Consider the following 24,603-nt stretch of genomic DNA (forward strand, 5'->3'; position numbering starts at 1 on the left):
CTGAAGCAGCCTGCCCGCCGCCCCACCCGCCCCGGCCCCCGGAGACCCGCATGCCCGACTTCCCCGCCGCCACGCCGCGCTCCCGCGTCCGGGTCCCGCTGCGCTTCGCCGACGGCTACGGCGTCGACGCCGAGATCGTCACCTTCGACGGACTGACCGACGGCCAGGAACACATCGCGATCGTCCTCGGCACCCCCAACGGCGTGCCCCTGGTCCGCCTCCACTCCGAGTGCCTCACCGGGGACGTCTTCGGCTCCGCCCGCTGCGACTGCGGCCCCCAGCTCCGCGAGGCGGTCGAGCGCATCGCGGAGACGGGCGGCGTCCTGCTCTACCTCCGCCAGGAGGGCCGCGGCATCGGCCTCTACAACAAGCTCGACGCGTACGCCCTCCAGGACCAGGGCCTCGACACGTACGAGGCGAACAAGGCGCTCGGGCTCCCCGAGGACGGCCGCGACTACACCGCCGCCGCCCAGATGCTCACCGCCCTCGGCATCGACTCCCTCGACCTCCTCTCCAACAACCCCGACAAGGCCGACCAGCTCCGGGGGCTGGGCATCGACGTCCAGAACCGCGTCCCCACCGGCGTCTTCACGACCCCGCACAACGTGCGGTACCTGCGGGCGAAGGTCCTCCAGACGAGCCACACGCTGCCGTTGGCGGAGTTGAACGCGGGCTGAAACGCGCCCGGCCGAAGCCCTCGACCAGTAGCGGCGGTTTCCGGACAGTCCGCCGAGACGGTCGCGGTCCGCCTCACCCGGGCCTGACCCCACCTCCGGGCACCCCGGCCGGGCCGCGAGGCTCGGTCGGCAGTCGCCTCCCGGTCGCCCCTACTGCGTCGCGTCGCAGGTCATGCAACGGCTCACGGCCACCCGCGCGGTGTTGCCCCGTGTGGCACCGAGCGGACTGGACGGCGCGAGGCGGCGCCATGCTCCGGGTGAGGGATCGAGCACCCAGCCGTAGAGCGGTGGCCGGATATCGGCCGGGACGATGTGCCCGCAGCCGGGAAGGTGGGCCTTGCCACTGGCGTGGATGATGATCGCGGCCGCCGGCCACTCGTCCCATTCGCCGGTGGGCGCAAGGCCACGGGGTACGGGCGGAGCGCAGTCGGCGCAGTTGTGCATCTCGTGGCGCTCGCAGTACCGCATCGGCCTTCCCCGTCCTCGGTGGATTCGCCGGCGGAGCCTACTCGTCCCGTCCGCGAACCCGCCTCCCAGCCGTTGTTTTTAGCCACTTGTGACGCATGTCACGCCCCTGGCAAGGGAATTGCTGGGGGCATGACAGAAGACTCCGCCATACCCGCCGAACGGAGCTCGACCCAGGCCCCGCCCCCGTCCCCGGCCTCCGACGAGGAGCGCCTCGCCCAGCTCGGCTACACGCAGGTCCTCGCCCGCCGCATGTCCGCGTTCTCCAACTACGCCGTCTCCTTCACGATCATCTCGGTGCTGTCGGGCTGCCTCACCCTCTACGCGTTCGGCATGAACACGGGCGGCCCGGCGGTCATCACCTGGGGCTGGGTCGCCGTAGGGCTCATGACGCTGTTCGTCGGCCTCTCGATGGCCGAGATCTGCTCCGCGTACCCCACCTCGGCGGGCCTCTACTTCTGGGCCCACCGCCTCGCGCCCCCGCGGACGGCCGCCGCCTGGGCCTGGTTCACCGGCTGGTTCAACGTCCTCGGGCAGATCGCCGTGACCGCGGGCGTCGACTTCGGCGCGGCGTCGTTCCTCGGCGCGTACCTCAACCTCCAGTTCGGCTTCGAGGTGACGCCCGGCCGGACGATCCTGCTCTTCGCGGCGATCCTCCTCCTGCACGGCCTCCTCAACACCTTCGGCGTCCGCATCGTCGCCTTCCTCAACAGCGTCAGCGTCTGGTGGCACGTCCTCGGGGTCGCCGTCATCGTCGGCGCGCTCACCTTCGCGCCGGACCACCACCAGTCGGCGTCCTTCGTCTTCGGCGAGTTCGTCAACAACACCGGGTGGGGGAGCGGGGTGTACGTCGTCGCGCTCGGGCTGCTGATGGCGCAGTACACGTTCACCGGGTACGACGCCTCCGCGCACATGACCGAGGAGACCCACGACGCGTCGACCGCCGGCCCGCAGGGCATCGTCCGAGCCATCTGGACCTCCTGGATCGCCGGGTTCGTACTCCTGCTCGGCTTCACCTTCGCCATCCAGTCGTACGACGCGCAGCTGAACTCCGAGACCGGGGTGCCGCCCGCGCAGATCCTCCTCGACGCGCTGGGGGCGACCTCCGGGAAGCTGCTCCTGCTCGTCGTCATCGGCGCCCAGCTGTTCTGCGGGATGGCGTCCGTGACCGCCAACTCCCGCATGATCTACGCCTTCTCGCGCGACGGCGCGCTCCCCTTCTCCCGTGTCTGGCACACGGTGAGCCCCCGTACGCGCACCCCCGTCGCCGCCGTCTGGCTCGCCGCGGGCGGCGCGCTCGTCCTCGGCCTGCCCTACCTGATCAACGAGACGGCGTACGCGGCCGTGACCTCCATCGCCGTCATCGGGCTCTACATCGCGTACGTCATCCCGACGTTCCTGCGGGTCCGCAAGGGCGCCGCCTTCGAACGGGGGCCCTGGCACCTCGGCCGCTGGTCCGGGGTGATCGGCGTGATCTCCGTGACCTGGGTCGTCTTCATCACCGTCCTCTTCATGCTCCCCCAGGTCTCCCCCGTCACCTGGGAGACCTTCAACTACGCCCCCATCGCCGTCCTCGTCGTCCTCGGCTCCGCGGCGACCTGGTGGTTCGCCTCGGCCCGCCACTGGTTCCTCAACCCCGACCGCACGCCCCAGGAACCCACCCAACCCTGACGATTCCGCCCCCTGACACGGCCGTGTCCCCTATACCCGATCGGCGACACGGCCGCGGGCGGCTATGCTCGGGGGGCAACATCGGCCAGGGCCCTTAGCTCAATTGGCAGAGCAGTGGACTTTTAATCCATTGGTTGTCGGTTCGAGTCCGACAGGGCCTACGGGCTGTAGGTAGGGGATGTTCCCTCTGACCTGCTACGCAGCGTCCGGGTCGGCTTCGGTCGGCTCGGACGCTGACTCGTTTTCGGGCCCTTGCGTGAGCGATGCGTGAGCGGATGTTCGAGGGTGCAAGCTGAGGAGCATCACTGCGACAGTTGATGGGCGATCTCCTCGCGTGACGACACGCCGATGACCACCCGCTTCGGCGAGGCTCACTGGATCTACGGTATGAGCGCGAGATGCACACAGCAGTGGCGGCAAGGGGGCGGTCATGCACGCATCTGAGGACACACTTGTCGTGCTGACGGCATTGCCCTTGGAACGTAGGGCAGTACGTCGCCTGCTGGAGGGGCTTGAGAGAGTCGACCAAGCGGGAACGGTGTTCGAGCGAGGTCGGCTCCCGGGTACGTCCTGGACCATCTATCTGGCCGCCACCGGACCGGGGAACGATTCCGCGGCGGTGATCACCGAGCGGGCCATCAATTTTGTACGTCCGCAGGCCATCTTCTTCGTCGGTATTGCGGGGTCGCTCAAGCCCGATGTCTCCCCAGGCGACGTGGTCGTGGCTTCTGAGGTGTATGCGTACCACGGAGGTAAGGAGAGCCCAGGAGGGTTCAAGGGGCGCCCCCGCAGTTGGGAAACCACGCATCATCTTCAGCAGGTGGCCATGCACGTCGACAGCGTGGATGACTGGCGGGGGCGACTGCCGGAAATGGAACGAGACGCGACCCAGGTGCATTTCAAGCCCATCGCGGCTGGCGACCTGGTGCTGGACGCTCCGGCAGGGTCTCCGTCCCGCGTCCTCTTGGACCAGAACTTCAACGACGCCGTGGCTGTGGAGATGGAAGGCGCAGGTTTCGCCAACGCCGCTACCAAGGCGGGGGTTCCCTTCCTTTTGGTTCGTGGGATCAGCGATATGGCGAACGGAACCAAACAGAACACCGACGGTGCAGGCATGCAGGAAGCCGGAGCGCGGCACGCGGCCCTCTTCCTGGCGGAAGTGATCGCTCAGTTCAAACCCGTTAATGCGGACTTGCGCCCGAAATCAGCTGCTTCCGGACAGCCTGCCGACGAGCTGATCTGGCAACCTCTCGATCAGCCCGCCACCGTGGCTTGGTACAGGGACATCGTGCCGTCGAGCGCCTACACCAGCGGTCCCTCCTTGCTGGAAGTCCACTTGGCGCCCGTGTTGATGACGAGCAGGGTCACTGCGACCCGCATGCGGGAGCTGGCCGATGAATTGGTGAGCCTCGGCCGCGCCAGCGGGTTTTTCTCGAACACCGAGCACGTTGAGGTGCACGACGGTGCCGAGATGACGGTGGCATCTGTGGTGGGTCGCCACGGGCGATCAGCTGGGCTGGCGATCACTCGGTCCGGCCAGCGGAGTGCGTGGGAGGCCCTGCCGCAGCCGGGTCTCGCCTTCGTACTCGACGAGGAGCACGCTCAGGAGCGAATCACCGCTCTGCTGTCGTTGCTGGAGGCTGTCGAGGTAGCGACGGCTTCCGCCTACGCGCCAGCGGTCGGTATCGAGAAGCCGATGATGGTGATGATTGGACGCCTCAGCACGGTTGATCCCAATCGAGCCACCCTCTCGCACAGAAGTGACACCCCAGTGAGGACCGATCCGGACGAAGCAGTCACCGCCGCAATGCTTGCCGGCCGCACTCGCGAGCTTACCCAGGAGCTGACCGTGCGCTTGATCCTCGCCTTCCGTGGGTCCAGGCACTAGGTTGCTCGCTGTTTAGCAGCCTTCAACGCGGTAGCCCGAGGAACAAGCGCCGCAGCCTTCTCAGCGATCTCACGGTCCAGCTCCGGGAGCAGGCTCGTATACGTGTCCGAGGTCAACGTGATGGTGGAGTGCCGCAGGGTCTCCTTCACCGCGTGGATGTCGCCCCCGCCTCCGTGCGTGAGCGTCGCGGCGACGTGGCGGAGGTCCCGGAGGGTGATGGGCGGCAGGTCGGTCGTCGCGAGGAGGCGGCGGAAGGTCTCGGAGACCGTCTCCGGGTGAAGCCAGGAGCCGTCTTCCTTGGTGAAGACCTTGCCGGTGTTCTGCCAGGCGGGGCCCCACTTCGCGCGGTCCTTCTCCTGGCGGGCCTTGTGGTCGCGCAGCTCCCTGATGGTCGTGCTGTCGAGCGCGATCGTGTTGGCGCTGCCGTCCGTCTTGGGCTCGGACTCGTAGGGGTCCCAGCCGTCCACCACGATCTCCTTCGCGGGGGTGATGAGGCCGGCGTCGAGGTCGATCTCGTGCCAGTCCTGGCCGACCGCCTCGCCGCGACGGAGGCCGCGGGTGCCCATGAGGTGGAAGATCGTGTACAGGCGGTCGCCCTCGGCCGCGTCGAGGAAGGCGCCGAACTGCTGCGGGGTCCACACCATGACGGGGCCGGGGATCTCGCCCGTCTCGCGCCAGCGTCGGACTCGTTCGTCGGTCCAGAGGAGAGGCTTCGGGCGTTTACCGGATTCCAGCTCGACGTGAGATGCCGGGTTGAAGGTGATGAGCTGTTGGGCGATCGCGGAGTTCAGGGCCGCGCGCAGGGTGCGGCGGATCGCCTGGCGGGAGGCCGGGCCGGTGATCTTCCGGAACGGCTTCATCTCGTCCAGCTTGGCTCGTTCGGCTGCGAGCAGTTTGCGCTCGGCTCCGATGGGGCGTCCGGGCTTGCTCGGTTTGCAACGGACGATCTGCTCGCGGCGGGCCTTGTTCTCGGCCGCAATGACCTCGTTGTCGTCGGCTATCCCGTCGAACATCTCCACCAGGTGGCCGACGTTGAGGCGGTCGAGGCGTACGTGGCCGATGCGGGGCTTGAGGTGGACGCGGATGTGGGAGGCGTAGCCGTTGAGCGTGGTCTTGCGGCGCTTCTTCGCGGCGAACCACTGGTCGAGCCACTCGCCGACGGTGAGGCTGCCACGGAGGGCCAGGCCCGCCCGCAGGCGGCGTCGGGTCTCCTCGATGGCGGGCAGCGGGGCCTTCTCGGCTGAGACCTCCTCCAGCAGGGTGACGAGGCGCTGGAGGCTGTCGGGGTCGTCCTTGTCCGCGAGGGCGAGCAGAGCGCGGACGTGGTCGAGGTCGGCCTGAGCCGTCTTCAGGGACTCGTAGCCGGCGCGGTTGAAGGAACGGCGGGTGCCGTCCTCGCGGGGCGGGAGTTCTTGGCGTATGGAGTAGGAGCCGTGCTTGCGGCTGGAGAGCTTCGGGCACTTCTTGCCGAGCGGCTTGCCGGTGTGGGGGGCGCGGCAGTAGCAGCGGCGGTGGGTGGAGCCCTTCAAGCGTGTTCCTCCGGGGTGGTGCGGGGGTCGGGTTCGGGTGGGTCGACGTCGCTCAGGGTGAGTGGCAGGTGGGGTGGGACGGCGCCCTCCTCGCGGATGTCACGACGGAGGTGGCGGAGGTTGTACTTGGCGGAGATGGCCTCGTCGGCGTACTTGGTCCGCTTGCGCTCGGCTTCTTCCTGCTGAGCCCGGTTGCTTGCCGTCCTGGCCGCGAACCGTGCCCGTTCTTCCTCTTCGAGGGCGGCCAAGGCGGTGCGTACGAGGCTGTCGTGCACCTCGAAGTCGGGGACCAGGCCCGCGTCGTACAAGGGCACGTCCTCGGCGCCGGTGAAGCGCCGCAGGGCGTCCCAGGTGGGTACCAGGTCCTGGAAGGGAAGCTCTTGGGTCTTTTCGACGTAGCCGACCGGGAAGATCAGACAGACCGGGTACGTCTCCAAGGCGGCGGCCAAGATCATGACGTCCACGAGCGGGAGGTTGGCCCGGCGGCCGGACTCCATGTTGGCGATGACGTTGCGCGGGATGGGATGCCCGAGTTGCTCGCACCGGTCCGCCAGGTCCTGTGCGCTCCATCCCATCTCCTTCCTTCTCCGGCGGACTTCGGCGGCCACGTTGGCCTTGACCCGGTCCTCCCACTCGGGAACGTGGTCCTCTTCATCATCGAAATCGCGTTGTGTCATGAAGACACATTAGCTTGGTCATCCTGGTAGGTAGACGCCTGGAGCCGAACGCGATGACCGCGTTCGCCGAGGGCTGTACCGAAAGGGGTGCGCTGCATGCGCGACGACGCGACCGCAGGACGGTCGACGAGCTCGAAGGGGATGAGCCGGGAGGAGCTGCTCGCCCTTCCCGTGTCGGTTGACCTGGATACGGGCAATCGGGCTCTGGGGCTCGGGCGGAGCAAGGGGTATGAGCTGGCGAAGCGTGGCGAGTACCCGTGCAGGGTGCTGCGGCTCGGCAATGCCTACCGGGTGGTGACCGCGAATCTGCTGGAACTGCTCGGGCTGGCTGCGTGAAAGGTCGGCAGCGTAGCAAACCGTTCTGCGCTGAGCTGACACAGAAACGCTGGACTGTTGGCGGGCGTGGACGTACGGTCCGTGTTCCCTCGCGATGGCCTGGCGCCCGCGAGAACGGGACGGGCCCCCGGCGGTGCAACGCCGGAGACCCCAGCAACCCCGTACGGCCCGTGAAGTACCGACCCGGCGGCAAAGGCGTGCAAGCCCGCAGCCGCCAGACGAGGAGCTGCCCCGTGGAACACGCGGGAGCCGAGCACTATTCCGACTCCGACACGCCTTCGTGGCCGCCGGTCGCTGTCCCCGGCCGACCGGTCGACGGCACACCGGATATACCCGCCAGCCCAGTTGAGGCGCCGAACGCGTCGCCCGACTCCGAGGGCGCGCGGGTCCTGGCCGGTCTACGGGCGCAGATCAAGCGGTACGTGGCGATGCCGGGCGAGGAGGCTCTCACCGCGGTCACGCTGTGGATCGCGGCCACGCATCTACAGCGTGCGTGGCAGCACGCGCCGCGCCTGGCGATCGTGGCTCCGGAGAAGCGGTGCGGGAAGTCGCGGCTGCTGGACGTGGTCACCGAGACCGTGCGCAACCCGCTGATCACGGTCAACGCCAGCGCGGCGGCCATCTTCCGCTCGATCGACGACGAGGACCCGCCGGCTCTCCTGGTCGACGAGGCCGACACCCTCTTCAGCACCGCCAAGGCGGCGGAGAAGAACGAGGAGGTGCGCGGCCTGATCAACGCCGGGCACCAGCGCAACCGGCCCACGCTGCGGGGGACCGGGCCCGAGCACAAGCCCACCGCGTTCCCCACGTTCGCCATGGCGGCGCTCGCCGGGATCGGTGATCTGCCGGACACGGTGATGGACCGGTCAGTGGTCATCCGGATGAGGCGCCGGGCGGACGGCGAGGAGGTGGCGCACTTCCGCACCCACCGCGACACCCCTGCCCTGCACGCGATCCGTGACCGGCTCACCACCTGGCTCCAGCCGCTGTACGCCCAGGCGCTGGAGATGGAGCCGCCGATGCCGGTCGAGGACCGCGCGGCCGACACCTGGGAACCCCTGGTGGTCATCGCCGACCTCGCCGGCGGCGAGTGGCCCGCACTCGCCCGTACCGCCTGCCGCGTCATGACCGACTACGAGGCCGGGCAGGACGAGGAAGGCGGCCTGCGCACCCGCCTCCTGGTCGGCATCCGCCGGGCCTTCGCCGCCGAGAACGACCCGGCGGTCCTGGGCACGAAACGCCTGCTGGAGGCCCTCAACGCGGACAAGGAAGCGCCGTGGGCCGAGTATGGCCCCAACGGGCTGACCCCGCGTGGCCTGCAACTGCTGCTGAAGCCCTACGGCATCAGCTCGGCCAACCGCCGCTTCCCCGACGGCACCCAGGCCAAGGGCTTCGCCCGCAACCAATTCCTCGACGCCTGGGCGCGCTACTGCCCCGAACCGGCTCCGGTGGCCGAGCCCCTTCCCGACTCCGCGGCCTGACCCGCACCGACTCGTCGCACTCGTCCCCGCGCAGGTCAGCGCGGGGACGAGTGAAAGACCCGCAACGAGTCGTCTCGACATCGCCAGCCCACTCGTACCTGCGCTGACCAGCCATGCGACGAGTGGTACGAGACACCGCATCTCCCGGCGGCCACGCCTCGCCCTCCCCTGCGCCGAGGCCGCCGCCCCCTCAAGTTCCCTGGAGCACCCCGCTTGTCTGCCCGCATCACCGCCACCGCCGCGATTCGCGTCGGCATCGCTCTACTCGCCGCTTTCGCCTTCGCACTGTCCTACGACGCCCTGCGTCAGATGGCCGTCGCCATCCACGTCCGCGGGCTTCTCACCTACGTCTTTCCGCTGGTGATCGACGGGTTCATCGCCATCGGCGTGGGAGTCCTCGTGATGCTGCGCGCAGCCTCGGCAGGGTCCCGCGTGTACGTATGGACACTCGTCGGCGCCGCGACCGTGACGAGTATCTGGGCCAACGCCCTGCACGCCGTCCGCCTCAACCAGCAGACCCGCCTGGGCGATGGCCTCCGCCTCGACGACTTCACAGTCGGTGGCCTGTCCGCCATCGCCCCGCTCGCCCTGGCCGGCGCGGTCCATCTCTCCATCGTCGTCCACCGCCAGCCCACTGCTCACGGCCCCGCCGATGTGGCTCCGGCCGCCATCGAAGTGGCTGAGGAACCGAGTTCCTCAGCCGAACCGAAGGATCACGAGCCCAGCAAGATCTCTCCCGAACGGCTCGCCCTCGCGCGCACTGCGCCACTGGGACGCAACGGGCGTGCCTCCCGCCGCCACATCGAAGCCACCTTCCGCGACAGGGACTTGACCATCGGAAGGGCGGAGGCGGACAAGCTCAAGGGCATCCTTCAGGCCGAACTCGACGAGGCCGCCTCCCCGCAGCAGAGGGAGCCCGACACGGCCTCCGCCACCGCCGCCTGACCTCGGTGCACAGCGAACCATCAGCCCCCGAACAACCTTCGGAGAATCCCTCCATGTGCGATCCGCACCACGAACTCCTGCTCTCCGAGCAGGAGATGACCACCAGCCTGAACAGCGCAGCAAGGTATCCCGTTGGACCGTCCAAGGGCCGGTCCAACGAGGGTGCCTCCGCCCCGGGAGTGGCGGAGGGGCTCGGGCACCAGGAGGTGTCCAAGGAGGACAAGCTCGTCGAGTCTCCCGTCGTTCCGCTGTCGCGAGCCGCCGATGCCGCCGCGCTGCGCCGCGTCGCCCGCCGCCGTCAGCGCGAACCCGTCCAGCGCAAAGAGCGTGTCGACGTGCGCTACAGCGCCGACGAGAAGACCGCGATCCTCGCCAAGGCCCGGTCCCTGAACATCGCCGGCGCCCACTACGTCGGCGCTGTCGTCATGGCCCATCTCCACGGTGACCTCGCTCTGTCCGGCCAGCGCACTCCGCTCGACGACTACATCGACGAACTGACCGCCCTGCGCAGTGCGGTTGCCAGGATCGGCCACAACATCAACCAGATCGCCAAGAAGCTCAACTCCGGCGGCCATCCACACCCTGGGGACAACGCCATGCTGGCCCAGGTCGAACCCGCCTTGGACGCAGTAGGCGCCACCGTCCGCCACATCGCGTCCGCCGCGAACCAGGCCGTCGCCAAGAAGCCCGCCCGATGATCGCGAAGATCAGCGGCGGCAAGGACACAGCCGGGCTGATCCGGTACCTGTTCGACACCAGGACGGCCAAGGACCACACCGACCCCCACCTGGTCGCCTCCTGGGACGGCTTCGCCCCCGACCCCGGCCGCACCGAAGACTTCGACGCCACGAGGAGGCTCCTCGTGGCCGACCTCGACCTGCACGTCAAACAGGCCGGGCGCCTCGGCCGCGCCCCTGAAAAGCACACGTGGCACTGCTCGATCCGGGCCGCCGAGAGCGACCGCCACCTCAGCGACGAGGAGTGGGCCGACATCGCCCGCCGCGTCGTCGCCACCACCGGCATCGCACCCGACGGAGATCCGGACGGCTGCCGATGGGTCGCCGTCCGCCACGCCCCCGACCACATCCACATCGCCGCCACCAAAGTCCGCGCCGACCTGCGCACCGCCCGCCACTGGAACGACTACCTCACCGCCGATCGCGAACTCGCCGCCATCGAGAAGAAGTACGGCCTCTCCCAGGTCGTCCGCGGTGACCGTACTGCCGCCGAACGACCCACCCGCGCAGAACAGGAGAAGGCCCGCCGCGCCGGCCACGACACGACCGCCCGCGAACGCCTGCGCGCCACCGTCCGCACCGCTGTGGCCGCCGCCTCCACCGTCGAGGAGTTCGTCGGCCTGCTCAGCCGCCTCGACGGTGTGCTGGTCGAGGTCGTGCACTTCCCCTCAGGGGACGTACGCGGATACAAGGTCGCCGTCGCGGACGACGCCCAAGGTCCCATTTGGTACTCCGGCTCCAAACTCGCCCCGGACCTGTCCCTCCCCAAGATCCAAGAACGCCTGGCGAGTATGGGGCCGCCGCAGCGCACGGACCAGTCCGGCCAGCGAAGGTCCGACCCCTGGCACCAGGCCACAGCTGCCGCCGAACGCATTCCCCAACACCTGGATCAACCCGACGACGGAGCATCTCAGGCTCACTTGGCCGCCTTCGGTGAAGCTCTCGACGCCGTTCTCCTCGTCACGCCCCAAGCTGTGCGGCCTCAACTCCGAGAAGCGGCAACTGCGTTCGAGCGCGCCACCCGCTCCCGCATTCGCGCCGAGCACCACCACGCCAGGGCCCTGCGGGGCGCCGTACGTGCCATGCTCCGCGAACCTGCGCCCAAAGACGGAGCCGTCCTGGCGATGTTCCTCGACGCCGCGATCCTCGTCGTCATCGCCGCTGCCCGTTGGCACCAGCTCCGCCATCATGATCAGCAAGTCGCGGCTGCGCGCCAGACGCTGCTCCATCTCCAGGCCGCCTACGGTCAGGCCGCAGCCGCCCCCTTGGCCGCTCTCGCTCAGCGCCGACCGCCCCGGCGGACTGTGGATCGGTACGTTCTGCACCTGCGCCAGGCTGTGCCCGGCCGTGTCGAGCAGATCGTCGAAGATCCCGCCTTCGGCGCTCTCTCCGCTGCCCTCGCCGAGGCCGAGGCAGCGGGCCACGATCCGCAGCGGCTCCTTCAACAGGCCGCCGGCCAACGGGCCCTCGACGATGCCGACTCTCCCGCGCGAGTCCTGACCTGGCGTGTTCAACGCCTCGGCGTACGGCCGGTTCCCAGCGCACGGGCCCGTGCGGCGCAGGCTCGCAGTGCTGCCGCAGGGCACATCGGTGCTGCGGTTCCGATCGCAGCAGTCGCCCCAGCCCCACAACAGTCGGCACAGGCGCGGCCACGCTCCCGGTGACGCCCGGCCTCCGGGTCCCGGCGGGACATCACCTGCACCGTCAGTAACCACACAACACGGAGGCGCCTTTCGGTCATTGTTCGATCCGAATGGCTCTGTGGGCTATTCGTGTGGTTTTGCGGTATGGCAGCGCTTGCTCTGTGCGAGGACGATGCCCCTCTGCATCCGCCGTATCCAGGTGTCGCGGTGGGGCATCGGAGACACGGGGGTGGGGGGCTTTGACCTACGCGGAGCATCAGTCTGTCTTTTCGGTACCGGCGGTGCCGTTGGGGACTGCGGCTGATGCAAAGGAAGTGATCAAGCACGGGGTCTATACCGAGGGAATCACTCGCCGGTTGAGCGCTGCGGTCTTCGCCCGCACGGACTGGCTGGCCGTGTTGCGCGCCGAACTGGCACGGCTGTGGAAGGAGTTGAAGGCAGCCGTGAAGAAGCGGCTGCGGTGGCTCTTTCCGCCCAAGGGAGCGGAGAAAGCACCTGGTTCCTCTGAACCAGTGCCCCCGTCGGTGGTGGTGGGCGAGGACTACGCGGTCTGGGTTCGGCGGAGGATCAAGAAGTCGAAGCGGCCGGTTCCGGCGTACGGCTTCCACCAGGAACCCGTGCTGGAAGCCTCGGACCGCGCCATACGCCACATGTGGAAACGGCGATGGGCCGTCGCTGTGGTGGTCGCGGTTGTCCTCTGGCAGGCCATCGCCGGAACTCTGACGGTGGGGTGGGCTGCCCTCACCCTGGTCGTCGGGGTATGGGGCGTGTACCTGGTCGAACGCTACCTGGCACAAACACGCCTCAACGCCTTGCTGGCCGGTGAGCTGCACTCGGCTCCGACAGCCGTCCAGGCCCACGCCCTGCCGTATCTCCGAGAGCGCCGCGACAGCGGCGACCGGGACCGCTTTCTCGGAGCGGGTCTTCAGGCGTGGCCGCCTGCGGTCATTGGCATCGACGTCGAGCCGGCCCCGGAGAACCAGGACACGGGGGACGAAGATCCCGGGTTGTCTTCGGGGCTCGGTTCGCCCGCACAACGCCGAAGCCAGCCCGACATGGCCGAGGTGGCAAAGGCCGTCCTAGACGCCCTGGCTCAGCACAACCAACCAGTGGCGCGCAAGCCGCTGAAGCACTTCACCGTTGCCCAGCTGCACACGCATGTCGCACGCCGCCTGGACGACCCGGCACCCGCCCACCACCCCGATCACCCCATCCCGCGCATGGAGGTCATCGGCATCGCTGGCATCCACCACAAACGCTGGGCCCAGATCGACGGCGATGCCTGGCGTACCCTGCACGCCCTCGCCGAAGACAACGTCGGAGACAAACCCGCTGACGAGATTGCTCGCCGCTACATCTGGGCCCGGGTCACCGCCTGGAACGGTGATCTCATCGCCGCCGTTCTGGTCCACCTTGCCTACCAGGGCGGCTTTCTGCGCGTCACCGTCCGGCCACACATCATGGCTCCGCTCAACCCGAAGGTCGCCGGTCTCAAGCCCGCAAACCCGCGGAGCCTGAGATGGCTCGGCCGCAATGCGTTCAACGCCGTCGGCGACATCTATGTCGGCGTCGACCGGCTCCTGCGTCGCAAGGCTCGCAGCCGTCCCGAACTCGACGCGGGCAGCGGACCGGTCAGTCTTCGAGAGGTGTACAGCGTTCGCTGGATCGAGGACATGCACACCAACGACGACGCCCGCTACTACGTGCAGATGATGCAGCGCCGAGTCTTCGACTCCACCGAGATCTTCCTGCGCGACCACAACGTCGACATCGCTTCATACCAGCAACAGGCCACCGCCATCTACAACTTCGGTGTCATGAACGGCGGCACGATGATCGGCCCCGCACAGGCCGCCCCGTTCTCCCAGAGCCCCTCCCAGAAGAACTGACCCGCACCTCAACAGGAGCCTCGCATGGCCATCCGCCGCCAGCCCGACCCTGTCCCCAACGGACCCAACTTCGGCATCATCAACCACGGCAACATGACCGGGCCAGCCCAAGCCGCAGCGTTCTCCCAGAACGCCAGCCAGACCAACAACATCACCAACGAAGCGGTCGACAAAGCCCGCGACAGCATCGACGACCTTCGACGGCGCCTGGAAGAACTACGCGGCCAATACCCCGAGGTGGACGCCGCCCTGCGTGACCTCGCCATGATCACCTCGCGCCTGGACGAACCCGCCCGCGACCCCGGCACCCTGCGCTACATGCTCCAGAACCTCGTCGAACGCTGCGGCGGAGTCCCCAACCTCTTGGCCGCAGCCCAACTCGTCCAGTCCACCGTCGTGGCGCTACTGCCTGGATCCTGACCACACCCGGCTGCGGTTACCGAGCGAGCCGAGGTTCAAGCAGGTCCAAGGCTTCCTCCCAGGGGAAGCGGTTCGCGCCGCCGCCGGCCTTCGGCCGATGAGGCTCGTACGACCCGATCAGGACGCCCATCTCGCGCAGCTGTCCCAGGTTCTGCCGGTACGCGGGGTGGGCGGCCTGGGCGGAGTTCAGGTACGGCAGCACAGCCACTGGCACCTCCATCGCGGGTGCTTCGCACAGGATGCCCAGGGCGAGGTTGTCGGCGATCCCGGCGGCCCACTTGTTGACGGTGTTGAAGGTGGCCGGGGCGACCGCGATCGCGTCCGCGGGGCGGGTCGGGCGTGGTTGGCCCGGGGTTCGCCAGGCCGAGCGGATAGGGAGACCGGTCTGCGCTTCGACCGCCTCCACATCGAGGAAGCCGAGCCCCTGCGGGGTGGCGACGACACCGACGTCCCAGTGCCGTTCCTGCGCTGCGGTGATCAGTTTGCCGACGTCGGCGGCTACCCCGGCCGCGCAGACAATGATCTGGAGGAACGGCTTGTCGGGCTGGTCACTCACGCGGGCACTCCCAGTTGGCGGCTGAAGTGGTGCAGTTCGGGCAGGGCCCGGCGGCGGTCGCGGGCCGCCATGTCGGCGACCAGTTCGCGTACGGCCGGTCGGCGGATGTCCTGGGCCGCACAGCTCTCGGCGATGCGCAGGGCCTGGTAGCCGTCGGCGAGTCTGCCCTGCTGACTGTAGGCGTGGGCGGTCTCCACCCAGAGCGCGGCCCGGCGCTCGGGGACGGGAATGTGGTGCCGCATGAGTGGCCGCGCGGTTTCCAGCGCGATGCCGGCGTCGCCGAAGGAGACGGCCGCGCTGATCTCGTGCAGAGCGACGTTGGTGGGGCTGAAGTTCGCCCAGGCGTCGGGCCGGTCGAAGGCGACGTAGCGGGCGACTTCCTTGGCCTCGACGAGGAAGTCCTGGGTGGTGGCACGGTCCCCGTTTCTGCTGGCGGCGGTCGCCCCACGGAGCAGCAGCAGGCCGACCGCTGCCAGGTATCGGGGTGAGCGCTGATCGTAGGAACCGGTGAGCTGGTCGGCGGTGTGGCGGACCATGTTCACCGCCTGGGCGGTGTGCTTCTCGCGCACGAGGACGTGGGCGTGAACACGGACACTGGCGGCCAGGACAACGGGATCACCTGACCGCTCCGCCTCGGCCATGGCCCGACCGGCCGCGAGCCAGGCGTTGCCCTGATCAGCTCGCTTCAGCAGCAGACTCACCGACGTCTGGTACGCGGTGGCCAGCAACCCGGACGCCTCCGCCGAGCCGGACGAGCCGCCGACGGCATGGCGCAGATCGGTGATCAGACCCGGCAGCGTCCGCTCCAGGTCCGTGTACTCGCACGTACAGAACATCCGGCGTACGTCCTGTGTCCGGTCCCGCAGTTCGTCGATGCTCAGGGCCTGCTCGGGGGCAGCAGGGCTCGTACCTGGCAGCAGAACCTGCACCAGGTCGTGATGTGCGGCGGTGGACGACGACGGAGCCGCGAGAGCCGCGACGCTCGCGGCCAGGAAGGTACGGCGGTACATGTCCTCTGTTCCGGGATCGGCGGGGCTGGCATCGGAGGAGGAGACGAGACCGAGACGGTGCGGTGGAATGCTCAGCACCCGCGCGATCTCGCGCAGCGTGCGCACGTCTTCGGTGCCTCTGCCGCTCTCCAGGCGGCTCACTTTCGACTGGTGGTACCCCAGAGCGGCGGCAACGTCCGTCTGCGAGCGTCGCTGTAACACGCGTGCCTGACGGATCACTTCGCCGATCCGTCTCGCCTCACTCTGTGCCTCGGCCATCTGTGCCACGGCCCTTTCTGCCGCCGCCGATCCTGCCTGCTCAACCGAGCGTAACCGAGCGGCGATTGGACGTGATGCAGCTCCTGCATAAGTGATGCGGCGACGGCACACGGCGTGGCCCCCCTTGCCTCCGAAGCGGTTGCGTGGAGCTGCCACACCGATCCAGGAGGCCGCTCATGGAAGCGCATCAGATCCACTTTCCCGTTCACGGCACCGCTGCTGCCGCCAGTTCGGCGCGTCGGCGGCTCGCGATCGGGATACGAGACTGGGACGCCTCCCTCGATCAGGAACTTCTGGAGACGGCGGAACTGGTCGCCGCCGAGTTGCTCGCCAACGCGGTACGGCACGCGGGCCACGGTCCTATTTCGGCCGGCGCCCGCTTGTACGACGAACGCCTGCTGATCGAGGTGACCGACGCCAGCTCCCAGGCTCCACAGGCCGGACTGCCGGATGGGGAAGAGGAGGGCGGACGCGGCCTGTTCATCGTCGCCGCCCTCGCGGATCGCCACGGGATCGATCTGCTGCCTTCCGGCAAGCGGTGCTGGGCCGAGTTCAAGGTCAGTGGTCCGGAACAGCCCTCACGATGCCTTCCCCCGCAAAGGAGTTGACGGTTGACAGCCGTAAGGATTCCCCCGGTCGCCGCCGAAGTGGTCGCCATCCGGCCAGGGACCCCTCTCGCCGGTTCCGTGACAGTCGACGGGTCCAAGAACGCGGCCCTGCCCCTGCTGGCCGCCGCCGCGGCCCTGCACCGGCCGGTGCACCTGGGCAACGTCCCAGCGAACACCGACGTCGAAACGATGCTCACCCTGCTCCAGCAGTCCGGCTGGCACACAGCCCGCCCCGTCTCCGATCCGCACACCGTGGCCATCCTGCCCAGCGACAGGCCGAAATCGGGGCCCGACCCAGAGACCGCCGCGCGTATCCGAGCCTCGTACTACCTCGTGCCGGCACTGCTCGGTGCATACGGACAGGCCCGACTCCCCTGGCCGGGCGGATGCCGGATCGGGGAGCGTGGTATGGAGCAGCACTTCACGGTCTACGAGCGCTTCGGTGACCGCGCGACCGTCGACGACCGGGGCTACCTCGTGGAAGCAGCCGCCGCTCGGACCGGAACGGTCTCGATCATGCTGCCCTTCCGTTCCCGAGGTGCGACCATCGCCGCCGTTCTACGCGCCGTCGTGGCCGGACGACCGCTGAGGCTGAGCAGGCCCAACCTCTCGCCGGAAGTGCTCAGTGTCGTAGAGGCGTTACGGACGACTGGATGGCAGTGCCGGGCCGACGGGTCCCTTCTCTCGCTCGCGCCGCCCCCGACCGCCCCCACGGAGACCATCGCCTGGAAGGTGCCTGGCGACAAGATCGAAGCCGGCACGCTGGCCTGTGCCGTCGCGGTGACGGGCGGCGACGCACGTATCCGCGGTGTACGCGGCGACGACGTCGTACCCCTGATCGGCGCCCTGCGAAGGCTCGGCGTGCCGACCAGCGTCGAAGACGACGTTCTGACCGTCCACGCCCACGACACCCGGCCCACCAGTCGGCCGCTACGAGCCGTGGCCTCCCTCGCCCCCGGCGGTCTGGACGCCGACTTCGAACCGTCCTTGATGGCCTTGGCCCTCACCCGCCCTGGCACTCATCTCTTCTCCGACACCATCAACCCCGGCCGCCACGGCAACCTCCTGCCCCAATTCGCCCGTCTCGGCGCCGAGATCCACGACCTGTCACCCACCAAGTGCCGCCTCACCGGCCCGCAGCAGCTGACCGGGACCGGAGTGGAGGCCACCGACATCCGCACGGGCTCCGCCCTGCTCATCGCCGGCCTCACCGCGCGCGGTGTCACCACGCTGGGCGGCCTCGACCAACTCCGGCGCGGACACGCCGACCTGCCCACCAAACTGCACGCCCTCGGTGCCGACATCTGCGAGGTCACCCCGTGAGCCGACGGTTACGGAAGATCATCGCCACGACCGACGTCCACTCGGCCCTCGACACGGTCACGCCGATGCTCACCCACCTCCACACCGCCAGGACCGAGAGCCTGATCGTGGACTGCGGCGACTTCTTCGAAGGGAGCGGCTACTACCGCTTCGGCAAGGGCCGGATCGAGCGCGAGATTCTCACCGGCCTGTACGACCTGCTCGCGCCGGGGAATCACGGCTGGTCGCACTACTTCGAGCCAGGGCTGCACGAGATGACCGTGTGCGCCAACGCCTCCGACGCCAACGGCAAACCGCTCTTCGACCGCGTGCGCATCAAGCGGGTCGGCGGCCAACGGGTCGCCATCACGGCGGTGATCGGTCCTCAGGCGTTCCACACGATCCCCACCCGCGACCGCAAGGGCCATCACGTCACCGACCCGGCTCACGCTCTGCGCGAAGTGATGCTGGAGAACCACCACCGAGCCGACGCGTGGGTCGTGTTGTCCCACTCCGGCTTCGAGGAGGACCTGAAGCTGGCTGCCGCCTGCCCGTTGGTGGACGTCATCTTTGCCGGTCACTGCCACAGCGACACCTATGGCCCGGTGCACATCGGTGACACGCTGATCGTCAAGGGGCGTGAACTCGGCATCGGCTACGCCGCCGCGGAACCTGTCGGCAGCGGCTGGACCGCGCGTACGTGCACTTTCCCAAGAGCATCCGGAGTTCCCGAAGAGCTTGCCACGGTGCAGGAGGAGATTTCCTTCGTCGGCCGCAAGCTGGCGAGTTCGCTCGGAACCGTGAATGAGCCTTATCGCAATGGGGAGTTGGATCGCCGTCGTCTGCTGCGAGAGATCGCCGCACGACTCCGTCACGGCCTCGGCGTGGATGCGGTGATTCTCAACGAGACCGCCCTCCGATCCGTACCGCTCGGCGAAGTGCTCACCCTCGGCGACCTGTTGGCCGTCGAGCCCTTCGACAACCACCTCGTCCACGCCGCTCTTCCAGATGACCGCGCTCAGCTCTTCAGGCAACTCGCCGAACATGTAGGCCCGTTGGTCATCGCCCCTATGCCACTTCCGTTGGTGGTGAGCAGCGTACTGACGACCGACTACCTCGCCGACAGCCACTTGGGCGGACGAACGCGCCAAGCTGGGCTGCGACTTGGCCAAGCCGTACAACGCGCCGTTACTGCTGCGGGAGGCGAGCAGTGATCCTCACCGGACCCGAGATCACCGCAGCTGCCCGCGACGGTCGTCTGACCATCGACCCCTTCGAGCTGGAACAGGTCAACCCGAACAGCTACAACGTCCGCCTCGGCCCCACCCTGCTGACCTACGCCGACACGGTGATCGACTCCTACCGCCCGAACCTCACGCGTGAGTGGGAGATTGGAACGGACGGATACGTGCTCCAGCCCGGCGAGTTGTACCTCGGGCACACCCTCGAACAAGTCGGCTCCGACTCCTTCGTGCCGCTGCTGTTCGGTCGGTCCTCGGTCGGCAGGCTCGGCCTCTTCGTCGAGATCACCGCCCCCATCGGCGACATCGGCTTCCACGGCCAGTGGACGCTGATGCTCTCGCCGGTCCGTCCGTTGCGGGTGTACGCCGGGATGAAGATCGCGCAGATCATGTTCTTCGTCTCCACCGGTGAAATCGCCCCGTATCAAGGCAAGTACCAGGTCGCCACAGGCCCGCAGCCGTCCGAGTACTGGCGGGATGTCACCCCGTTGAAGCCGGTCGCCTCGTGATCCTCACCGGCCCCGCGATCAGTGCTGCCCTCCAGGCCGGTGAGATCACGATCGACCCGTACGACCCCGCCCGTCTTTCCCCGAACGCCTATGACTGGCGACTCGGAGACAGGCTCCGCATGTGTGCCGGTGACCTGGATGCCGCCGCTCCCACCACGTTCATCGAACAGACCATCCCCGCAACGGGTCTGGTGTTGCGGCCGGGGGTGCTCTACCTCGGCATCACGCTGGAGCAGACCGGCTCGGAGACGTACGCGCAGATGCTCAACGGCGACCGCACCATCGGCGCACTTGGTATCTGGGTCCACGTCTCCGCTCCGCTCGGCCACCAAGGCCACGCCATCCGCTGGACGTTGGAGATCCGCGCAGCCAAGCCCGTTCGGGTCTATCCGGGGATGACGTTCGGCAAGCTCGTCTTCCTCACGGCCTACGGCACTCCGGCCAGCTATCAACAGCAGCTCTCCAAGTACGCGACCACGGAGGGCATCGACATCTCCCGCCTCTACGAAGAGATCCGCGGAGGAGCCCTGTGAGTCCCCATCCGGCCACCGGGCCGCTGGCCGCCACCCTGCTGGACCTACCCGCCGGAAGTCCGGGTGGCAGCGTCGAACTCTTCCTCGATCTCTACACTGGAGACCGCCCTTTGGTCCCGGCACACGCGTTCATGCTGGGCCCGCCCAACGTTAGACACCACCTCCCGGCCGGGCTCGACCTGCTTCCCGTCGCCGGGAAGTGCTTGGAAGGCCCGGCATTCGGCCGTTACATCGCAGCCCTGCGCAAGGCACTCTCAGCCGCGATCGACCCAGCGCAGATCAGCGTCCTGCACCTCCAGCACCTCACCTTCGGAGCCAGTCCCGCGCTGATCCGAGCCCTGCCCCTGCATCCCCGCATCGCTCTGGTCCACGGCACCGATCTGATCTTCGCCGAGGCCCACCGCGATCAACTCCGCGTCCTGCGCGAGACCGCCAGAGCCGCCGACGCGATCGTCGTACCGACGGGAGCAATGGCCGACCGCCTCCTCAAGCTCGCCCCGCAGACCGGCCGCCGGAAGATCACCCGGATCTCCTGGGGTATCCCCGATCACCTGCTCACTGACCCGCCACCCCGGCCACCCCGCACTGCCACCAGCCATCTACGGCTGTTGTACGCGGGACGGTTGACATCGGAGAAGGGGGCCGAGGCACTGATCAAAAGCCTGGCGCCCGTGCCGGGTGTCGAGCTGAGCATCGCCGCACCCCAGGCCCAATTCCACGCCCTGGCACCGTTGTTCCACCGGGCTGGCATGCGGCCCCGCTACCTCGGCTGGCTACGCCGTCCACAACTGTGGAAGGTGTTCGCCGAACACGACGTGCTGGTCATGCCGTCCACCACTCTGGAGGCCATGGGCCTGGTCGCGCTGGAGGCCCAAGCCTGTGGACTGCCCGTCCTCTACCAACCCGTACCCGGCCTCAACGAGACCCTCGCTGCCTCCGGCGTCGCCACCGATTTCACCAACTCGGCTGCTCTCGCCCGCGATCTGGACCGGCTCCGAACCTCACCCGGCCTGCTGTCCGCGCTGCGGCAGGCGGGTTACGCGAACGCTGCTCGGTATCCGTTGTCGCGTGCCGCACAAGCTCTGCTCGACCTCGGCCGCCAACTCTCCTGAGCAGGTACGGAAACCGAGCTGTCCGGAGAGGCAAGGGCAGCCCCGCACGCCGTTCCTCCACTCATCCCACCCGCGTCACTACGCTGACCGGCGGGATGCCCACTGCGAACAGGGAGACCATGACGTACCGCACCGACCGCATCGAACAACTCCTGAGCGAAGGCGTCCACGACAAGGTCTACCCCGGCGCTGTATGGGCCGTCGGAGACGCTGCTGGAACTCACGTCCACGGCACCACAGGGGTCCTCGCCCCCGCGCAGCCGGATGTACCGATGCGGCCCGACACCGTCTTCGACGCCGCCAGCCTCACCAAGATCCTCGCAGTGTGGTCCTCCATCGGCTCCCTCTGGGAAGAAGGCAAGCTCGACCTCGACTCTCCCCTCGGTACCTTCTGGCCCGAGGTCGAAGACCACGCCCTCGGATCGGTGACCGCACGCCAGTTGCTGACCCACACGGCGGGTGTCCCTCTGCGGGCGCAACTCAGAAACCTCTACGGCACCGACCCGCAGGACATCCGCGACGGCGTACTGAGGGAAGCACTGCACCGCCAGCCCGGAGAGGCCGTCGAGTACACCGACCGGGCCGCCCTCATCCTCGGCTACCTCGCCGAACACCTCTCGGGCCAACGCCTCGATCAACTCGCCACGGAGCGGATCTGGCAGCCGCTCGGTATGAACACCACCCGGTTCGGGCTGCTGCCCTCCGAGACCGCCGCGAGGTGCGCACCGACCGAGTTCGACCAGGACACCGGCGCTCACCTCAAAGGCGTCGCCCACGACTTCTCCGCGCGGCTCCTGGGCGGTGTGTGCGGCATCGCCGGCGCCTTCACCGTCCTCGACGACCTCGCCGCTTTCCTGCGTCACATGCTGGGCGGCACCTCTGCACCGGAGCAGGTCGGCTTTGGGCCGGCCTGGGTGGCTGAGTCGCTGACGATTCAGACCGGTGAACTGGAGCCCGTACGCGGCCTGTTCTGGCACCCAGCTCCCGGAACCGAGCCGACCCAGGATGTCTGGGTGCACTACGGCTTCACCGGAACGGGCATGTGGATCTCACCTGGCCAGGGGCGCTGGGCCGTACTGCTGACCAACAAGCTCTTCTACACCCGCGACCGCCAGCCCCTCACCGAGATCCGCAACGCCTTCTGCGAACTCACCTTCAGCTGATGAGATAGCGGCTCTTCGCCGTCGGCTCGAAGACAACTCCAACTGCTGCTGTGACCAGGAGTCGGCCGTCATCGTGGCCGGAAAAGATCGAACGCGTCCCCGGTCTCTGGTCCGCCATGGCGTTTGTTGACCCGCCACATCACCAAGCCCGCAAGAGCAGGTACCGCTACGGTGGCAGCGTCATCGGGAAGTCCCGCCACCGCTGCGCCCGCTGTGACGGCGACGATGCCGCTCACCATCAGAGTGAGTGCCATCCTTCACGGTGTCGAACGGGCGTAAGCCCTTCCAACTCGTTTGTCGGCGGAAGAGTCCAAGTGACCGTCGGATTAGCGCTCAGCAATTGTGATCAGCATCTTGGCCAGGCGCTTCAGCGCTTCGTCGCATTCGGGGCCATCGAGACGCAGTGCTTCCTTCCTGAGCGCGGCAGTTACCAGACCGGCATGCTCTTGCAGGGCGTGCCTACGGTGCTTCACAGCGCATTCTTTCGATGTGGGCCACCGCTTCCACGCGGTCAGTATGACGTGTTCGGCTGAAAGCAGATGACGTTCCATCATGCCGGCCGGTGACGACTCCCACGGATTGTTCGGCCTTCGATAGGTGATCCCACAGCGGTTGGCCGCAGAAGCGAGCACTGCGGTGGCCTTTTCAGGGATTCGGTTCGGTGGTGTGGGTGCCTAGGTGGTGGGCGTAGTCGCTGGTGTGTTGTTCGGCCCAGTCCTGGAGGTGTTGCAGTGCTGAGGTGACGCCCCGGGCGAGATCGGTCAGGGCGTACAGCACCGTCGGTGGGCGGTCGGCGTGCACGGTGCGGGTGATCAGCCCGCCGGTTTCGAGGTCGCGCAGGGTCTGCGCGAGCATTTTGTCGCTGACGCCGCCGGCCCGTCGGCGCAGCTCGGACCAGCGTTGCGGGCCCTCCATGAGATCCACCAGGACCAGGGCGGCCCACCGGGCGGTGACCAGGTCGAACAGCTGCCTGCCGGGGCAGGCCGGATTACGGACGTTGCCTCGCGTGCTTTCCTGCACGTGCTCACCTCACCTAAAGGTATGTACTTCCTTCAAGAAAGTAACTCAGTCAGAGTGAGGGGACCAACCCCTGATCGTCAAGGAGTAACCCGTGGCAACCGACGACGCCGTGACCCGCGCCGTGAACACCGTGACGGTGCTCGGCGGTCCCACCGCGCTGATCCACCTGGCCGGCTGGACGCTGCTGACCGACCCGACCTTCGACGCCGCCGGCACCGAGTACCAGGACGGCCCGGTTCCGGTGCGCAAGACCGCTGACCCGGCGCTGAAGCCCTCGCAACTGCCCGCTCTCGACGCCGTCGTGGTCAGCCACACCGGGCATCTGGACAACCTCGACACCACCGGGCGTACGGTGGCCTCCGCTGCCTCGCAGGTGTTCACCACCATCGCCGGCGCCGCCGATCTCGGGGGCGGCGCCGTCGGCCTGGAGCCCTGGCAGACCCGGACCCTGTCCAAGCCGGGCCGTACGCCGCTGAACATCACCGCGGTCCCCGCCCGCCACGGTCCCGTCGGCACCGAGGACCTCACCGGTCCCGTCACCGGCTTCCTCCTGCACACCGACGACGGCTCGGCACCGACGGTGTACGTCTCCGGCGACACCGTCGACCTGGACGCGATGAGCGCCCTGGCCGGCCGGTACCGCATCGACGTGGCGCTGCTGCACCTGGGCGCGGCCGGCTTCGAGGCATTCGGTGACGTACGGCTGTCGCTGACCGCGGTCCAGGCCGTCGAGGCCCGCCGCCTGCTCGGCGACCCCCTCGTGGTGGCCGTGCACGCCGAGGGCTGGGCGCACTACACCGAAGACCGCGGCCACGTCCAGCAGACCTTCGACGCCGCCGGCGTCCCGCTGCACTGGCCCGCCCCGGGCGAGCCCGTCACCCTGCCGGCCCCGCACACCCGCTGACACCCCACCCGGTGCCACCGGCCCGCTCC

The 24,603-nt window shown here is 68.3% G+C and carries 23 protein-coding genes and 1 tRNA gene; 19 read left to right on the plus strand and 5 right to left on the minus strand.

What is annotated here, in order from left to right; translation table 11 throughout:
• Positions 1–50: 50 nt before the first annotated feature.
• The 4 genes from ACLZOT_RS37180 (at position 51) to ACLZOT_RS37195 (ending at position 4,701) form a co-directional block, all read left to right on the plus strand.
• Entirely contained in the window at positions 51–677 is a 627-nt protein-coding gene (locus tag ACLZOT_RS37180; protein WP_416973573.1) for a GTP cyclohydrolase II, read from the plus strand.
• A gap of 597 nt (positions 678–1,274) precedes the next feature.
• A complete protein-coding gene (locus ACLZOT_RS37185; RefSeq protein ID WP_416973574.1) occupies positions 1,275–2,813 on the plus strand; it encodes an amino acid permease in 1,539 nt (512 codons plus the stop codon).
• Between the two features lie 88 nt (positions 2,814–2,901).
• Positions 2,902–2,974: transfer RNA gene (locus ACLZOT_RS37190), tRNA-Lys, on the plus strand.
• Positions 2,975–3,243: 269 nt separating this feature from the next.
• Positions 3,244–4,701: a hypothetical protein gene (locus ACLZOT_RS37195; RefSeq protein ID WP_416973575.1), complete on the plus strand. Its 1,458-nt coding sequence runs from the start codon at positions 3,244–3,246 to the stop codon at positions 4,699–4,701.
• Here ACLZOT_RS37195 and ACLZOT_RS37200 read toward each other — a convergent pair.
• Together ACLZOT_RS37200 and ACLZOT_RS37205 are read right to left on the minus strand one after the other, a co-directional pair.
• Positions 4,698–6,230, minus strand: coding sequence for a site-specific integrase (locus tag ACLZOT_RS37200; protein WP_416973576.1), 1,533 nt, complete (start codon positions 6,228–6,230; stop codon positions 4,698–4,700). The genes ACLZOT_RS37195 and ACLZOT_RS37200 overlap by 4 nt on opposite strands.
• Positions 6,227–6,907 carry a helix-turn-helix domain-containing protein gene (locus tag ACLZOT_RS37205; protein ID WP_416973577.1) on the minus strand — a complete coding sequence of 227 codons (681 nt, stop codon included), beginning with the start codon at positions 6,905–6,907 and terminating at the stop codon, positions 6,227–6,229. Before ACLZOT_RS37205 ends, ACLZOT_RS37200 begins: the two co-directional genes overlap by 4 nt.
• A gap of 96 nt (positions 6,908–7,003) precedes the next feature.
• On the opposite strand from ACLZOT_RS37205, the gene ACLZOT_RS37210 reads away from it, so the two are divergent.
• The 7 genes from ACLZOT_RS37210 to ACLZOT_RS37240 all read left to right on the plus strand — a co-directional run bounded on the left by ACLZOT_RS37210 (position 7,004) and on the right by ACLZOT_RS37240 (position 14,358).
• On the plus strand, positions 7,004–7,243 hold the full coding sequence (locus ACLZOT_RS37210) for a hypothetical protein (RefSeq protein ID WP_416973578.1): 240 nt from the start codon (positions 7,004–7,006) through the stop codon (positions 7,241–7,243).
• Positions 7,244–7,476: 233 nt separating this feature from the next.
• Entirely contained in the window at positions 7,477–8,724 is a 1,248-nt protein-coding gene (locus tag ACLZOT_RS37215; RefSeq protein ID WP_416973579.1) for a DUF3631 domain-containing protein, read from the plus strand.
• A gap of 213 nt (positions 8,725–8,937) precedes the next feature.
• On the plus strand, positions 8,938–9,669 hold the full coding sequence (locus ACLZOT_RS37220; protein ID WP_416973580.1) for a DUF2637 domain-containing protein: 732 nt from the start codon (positions 8,938–8,940) through the stop codon (positions 9,667–9,669).
• 53 nt (positions 9,670–9,722) lie between these two features.
• The gene (gene mobC, locus ACLZOT_RS37225) at positions 9,723–10,367 is read left to right on the plus strand and encodes a plasmid mobilization relaxosome protein MobC (protein WP_416973581.1); all 645 of its coding nucleotides are present in this window, start codon (positions 9,723–9,725) and stop codon (positions 10,365–10,367) included.
• Positions 10,364–12,070, plus strand: coding sequence for a relaxase/mobilization nuclease domain-containing protein (locus ACLZOT_RS37230; RefSeq protein WP_416973582.1), 1,707 nt, complete (start codon positions 10,364–10,366; stop codon positions 12,068–12,070). The genes mobC and ACLZOT_RS37230 overlap by 4 nt, the downstream gene beginning before the upstream one ends.
• A 218-nt stretch (positions 12,071–12,288) precedes the next feature.
• Positions 12,289–13,938: a hypothetical protein gene (locus ACLZOT_RS37235; protein WP_416973583.1), complete on the plus strand. Its 1,650-nt coding sequence runs from the start codon at positions 12,289–12,291 to the stop codon at positions 13,936–13,938.
• A 24-nt stretch (positions 13,939–13,962) separates the two neighbouring features.
• A complete protein-coding gene (locus tag ACLZOT_RS37240; RefSeq protein ID WP_416973584.1) occupies positions 13,963–14,358 on the plus strand; it encodes a hypothetical protein in 396 nt (131 codons plus the stop codon).
• A 16-nt stretch (positions 14,359–14,374) separates the two neighbouring features.
• On the opposite strand, the gene ACLZOT_RS37245 is transcribed toward ACLZOT_RS37240, so the two are convergent.
• Together ACLZOT_RS37245 and ACLZOT_RS37250 are read right to left on the minus strand one after the other, a co-directional pair.
• Positions 14,375–14,914: a flavoprotein gene (locus tag ACLZOT_RS37245; protein WP_416973585.1), complete on the minus strand. Its 540-nt coding sequence runs from the start codon at positions 14,912–14,914 to the stop codon at positions 14,375–14,377.
• Positions 14,911–16,182 (minus strand): helix-turn-helix domain-containing protein, encoded by a 1,272-nt coding sequence (locus ACLZOT_RS37250; RefSeq protein WP_416973586.1) that lies wholly within the window; start codon positions 16,180–16,182, stop codon positions 14,911–14,913. Before ACLZOT_RS37250 ends, ACLZOT_RS37245 begins: the two co-directional genes overlap by 4 nt.
• A gap of 176 nt (positions 16,183–16,358) precedes the next feature.
• On the opposite strand from ACLZOT_RS37250, the gene ACLZOT_RS37255 reads away from it, so the two are divergent.
• The 7 genes from ACLZOT_RS37255 (at position 16,359) to ACLZOT_RS37285 (ending at position 22,650) form a co-directional block, all read left to right on the plus strand.
• Complete coding sequence (locus tag ACLZOT_RS37255) at positions 16,359–16,790, plus strand: ATP-binding protein (RefSeq protein ID WP_416973587.1); 432 nt, start codon at positions 16,359–16,361, stop codon at positions 16,788–16,790.
• Positions 16,791–16,829: 39 nt separating this feature from the next.
• Complete coding sequence (locus ACLZOT_RS37260; protein WP_416973692.1) at positions 16,830–18,113, plus strand: UDP-N-acetylglucosamine 1-carboxyvinyltransferase; 1,284 nt, start codon at positions 16,830–16,832, stop codon at positions 18,111–18,113.
• On the plus strand, positions 18,110–19,306 hold the full coding sequence (locus ACLZOT_RS37265) for a metallophosphoesterase (protein ID WP_416973588.1): 1,197 nt from the start codon (positions 18,110–18,112) through the stop codon (positions 19,304–19,306). Before ACLZOT_RS37260 ends, ACLZOT_RS37265 begins: the two co-directional genes overlap by 4 nt.
• Positions 19,303–19,842, plus strand: coding sequence for a dCTP deaminase (dcd, locus tag ACLZOT_RS37270; RefSeq protein WP_416973589.1), 540 nt, complete (start codon positions 19,303–19,305; stop codon positions 19,840–19,842). The genes ACLZOT_RS37265 and dcd overlap by 4 nt, the downstream gene beginning before the upstream one ends.
• Positions 19,839–20,375, plus strand: a complete 537-nt coding sequence (locus ACLZOT_RS37275; protein WP_416973590.1) for a dCTP deaminase domain-containing protein — start codon at positions 19,839–19,841, stop codon at positions 20,373–20,375. Before dcd ends, ACLZOT_RS37275 begins: the two co-directional genes overlap by 4 nt.
• A complete protein-coding gene (locus ACLZOT_RS37280; RefSeq protein WP_416973591.1) occupies positions 20,372–21,487 on the plus strand; it encodes a glycosyltransferase family 4 protein in 1,116 nt (371 codons plus the stop codon). The genes ACLZOT_RS37275 and ACLZOT_RS37280 overlap by 4 nt, the downstream gene beginning before the upstream one ends.
• A gap of 119 nt (positions 21,488–21,606) precedes the next feature.
• The gene (locus tag ACLZOT_RS37285; RefSeq protein WP_416973693.1) at positions 21,607–22,650 is read left to right on the plus strand and encodes a serine hydrolase domain-containing protein; all 1,044 of its coding nucleotides are present in this window, start codon (positions 21,607–21,609) and stop codon (positions 22,648–22,650) included.
• A 645-nt stretch (positions 22,651–23,295) separates the two neighbouring features.
• Here ACLZOT_RS37285 and ACLZOT_RS37290 read toward each other — a convergent pair.
• Positions 23,296–23,670: a winged helix-turn-helix transcriptional regulator gene (locus tag ACLZOT_RS37290; RefSeq protein ID WP_416973592.1), complete on the minus strand. Its 375-nt coding sequence runs from the start codon at positions 23,668–23,670 to the stop codon at positions 23,296–23,298.
• 91 nt (positions 23,671–23,761) lie between these two features.
• Between ACLZOT_RS37290 and ACLZOT_RS37295 the strand changes: the two genes are divergently transcribed.
• Complete coding sequence (locus ACLZOT_RS37295; protein ID WP_416973593.1) at positions 23,762–24,574, plus strand: MBL fold metallo-hydrolase; 813 nt, start codon at positions 23,762–23,764, stop codon at positions 24,572–24,574.
• Positions 24,575–24,603: the final 29 nt, after the last annotated feature.

Source organism: Streptomyces sp. 4F14, assembly GCF_048159485.1.
GTDB lineage: Bacteria > Actinomycetota > Actinomycetes > Streptomycetales > Streptomycetaceae > Streptomyces.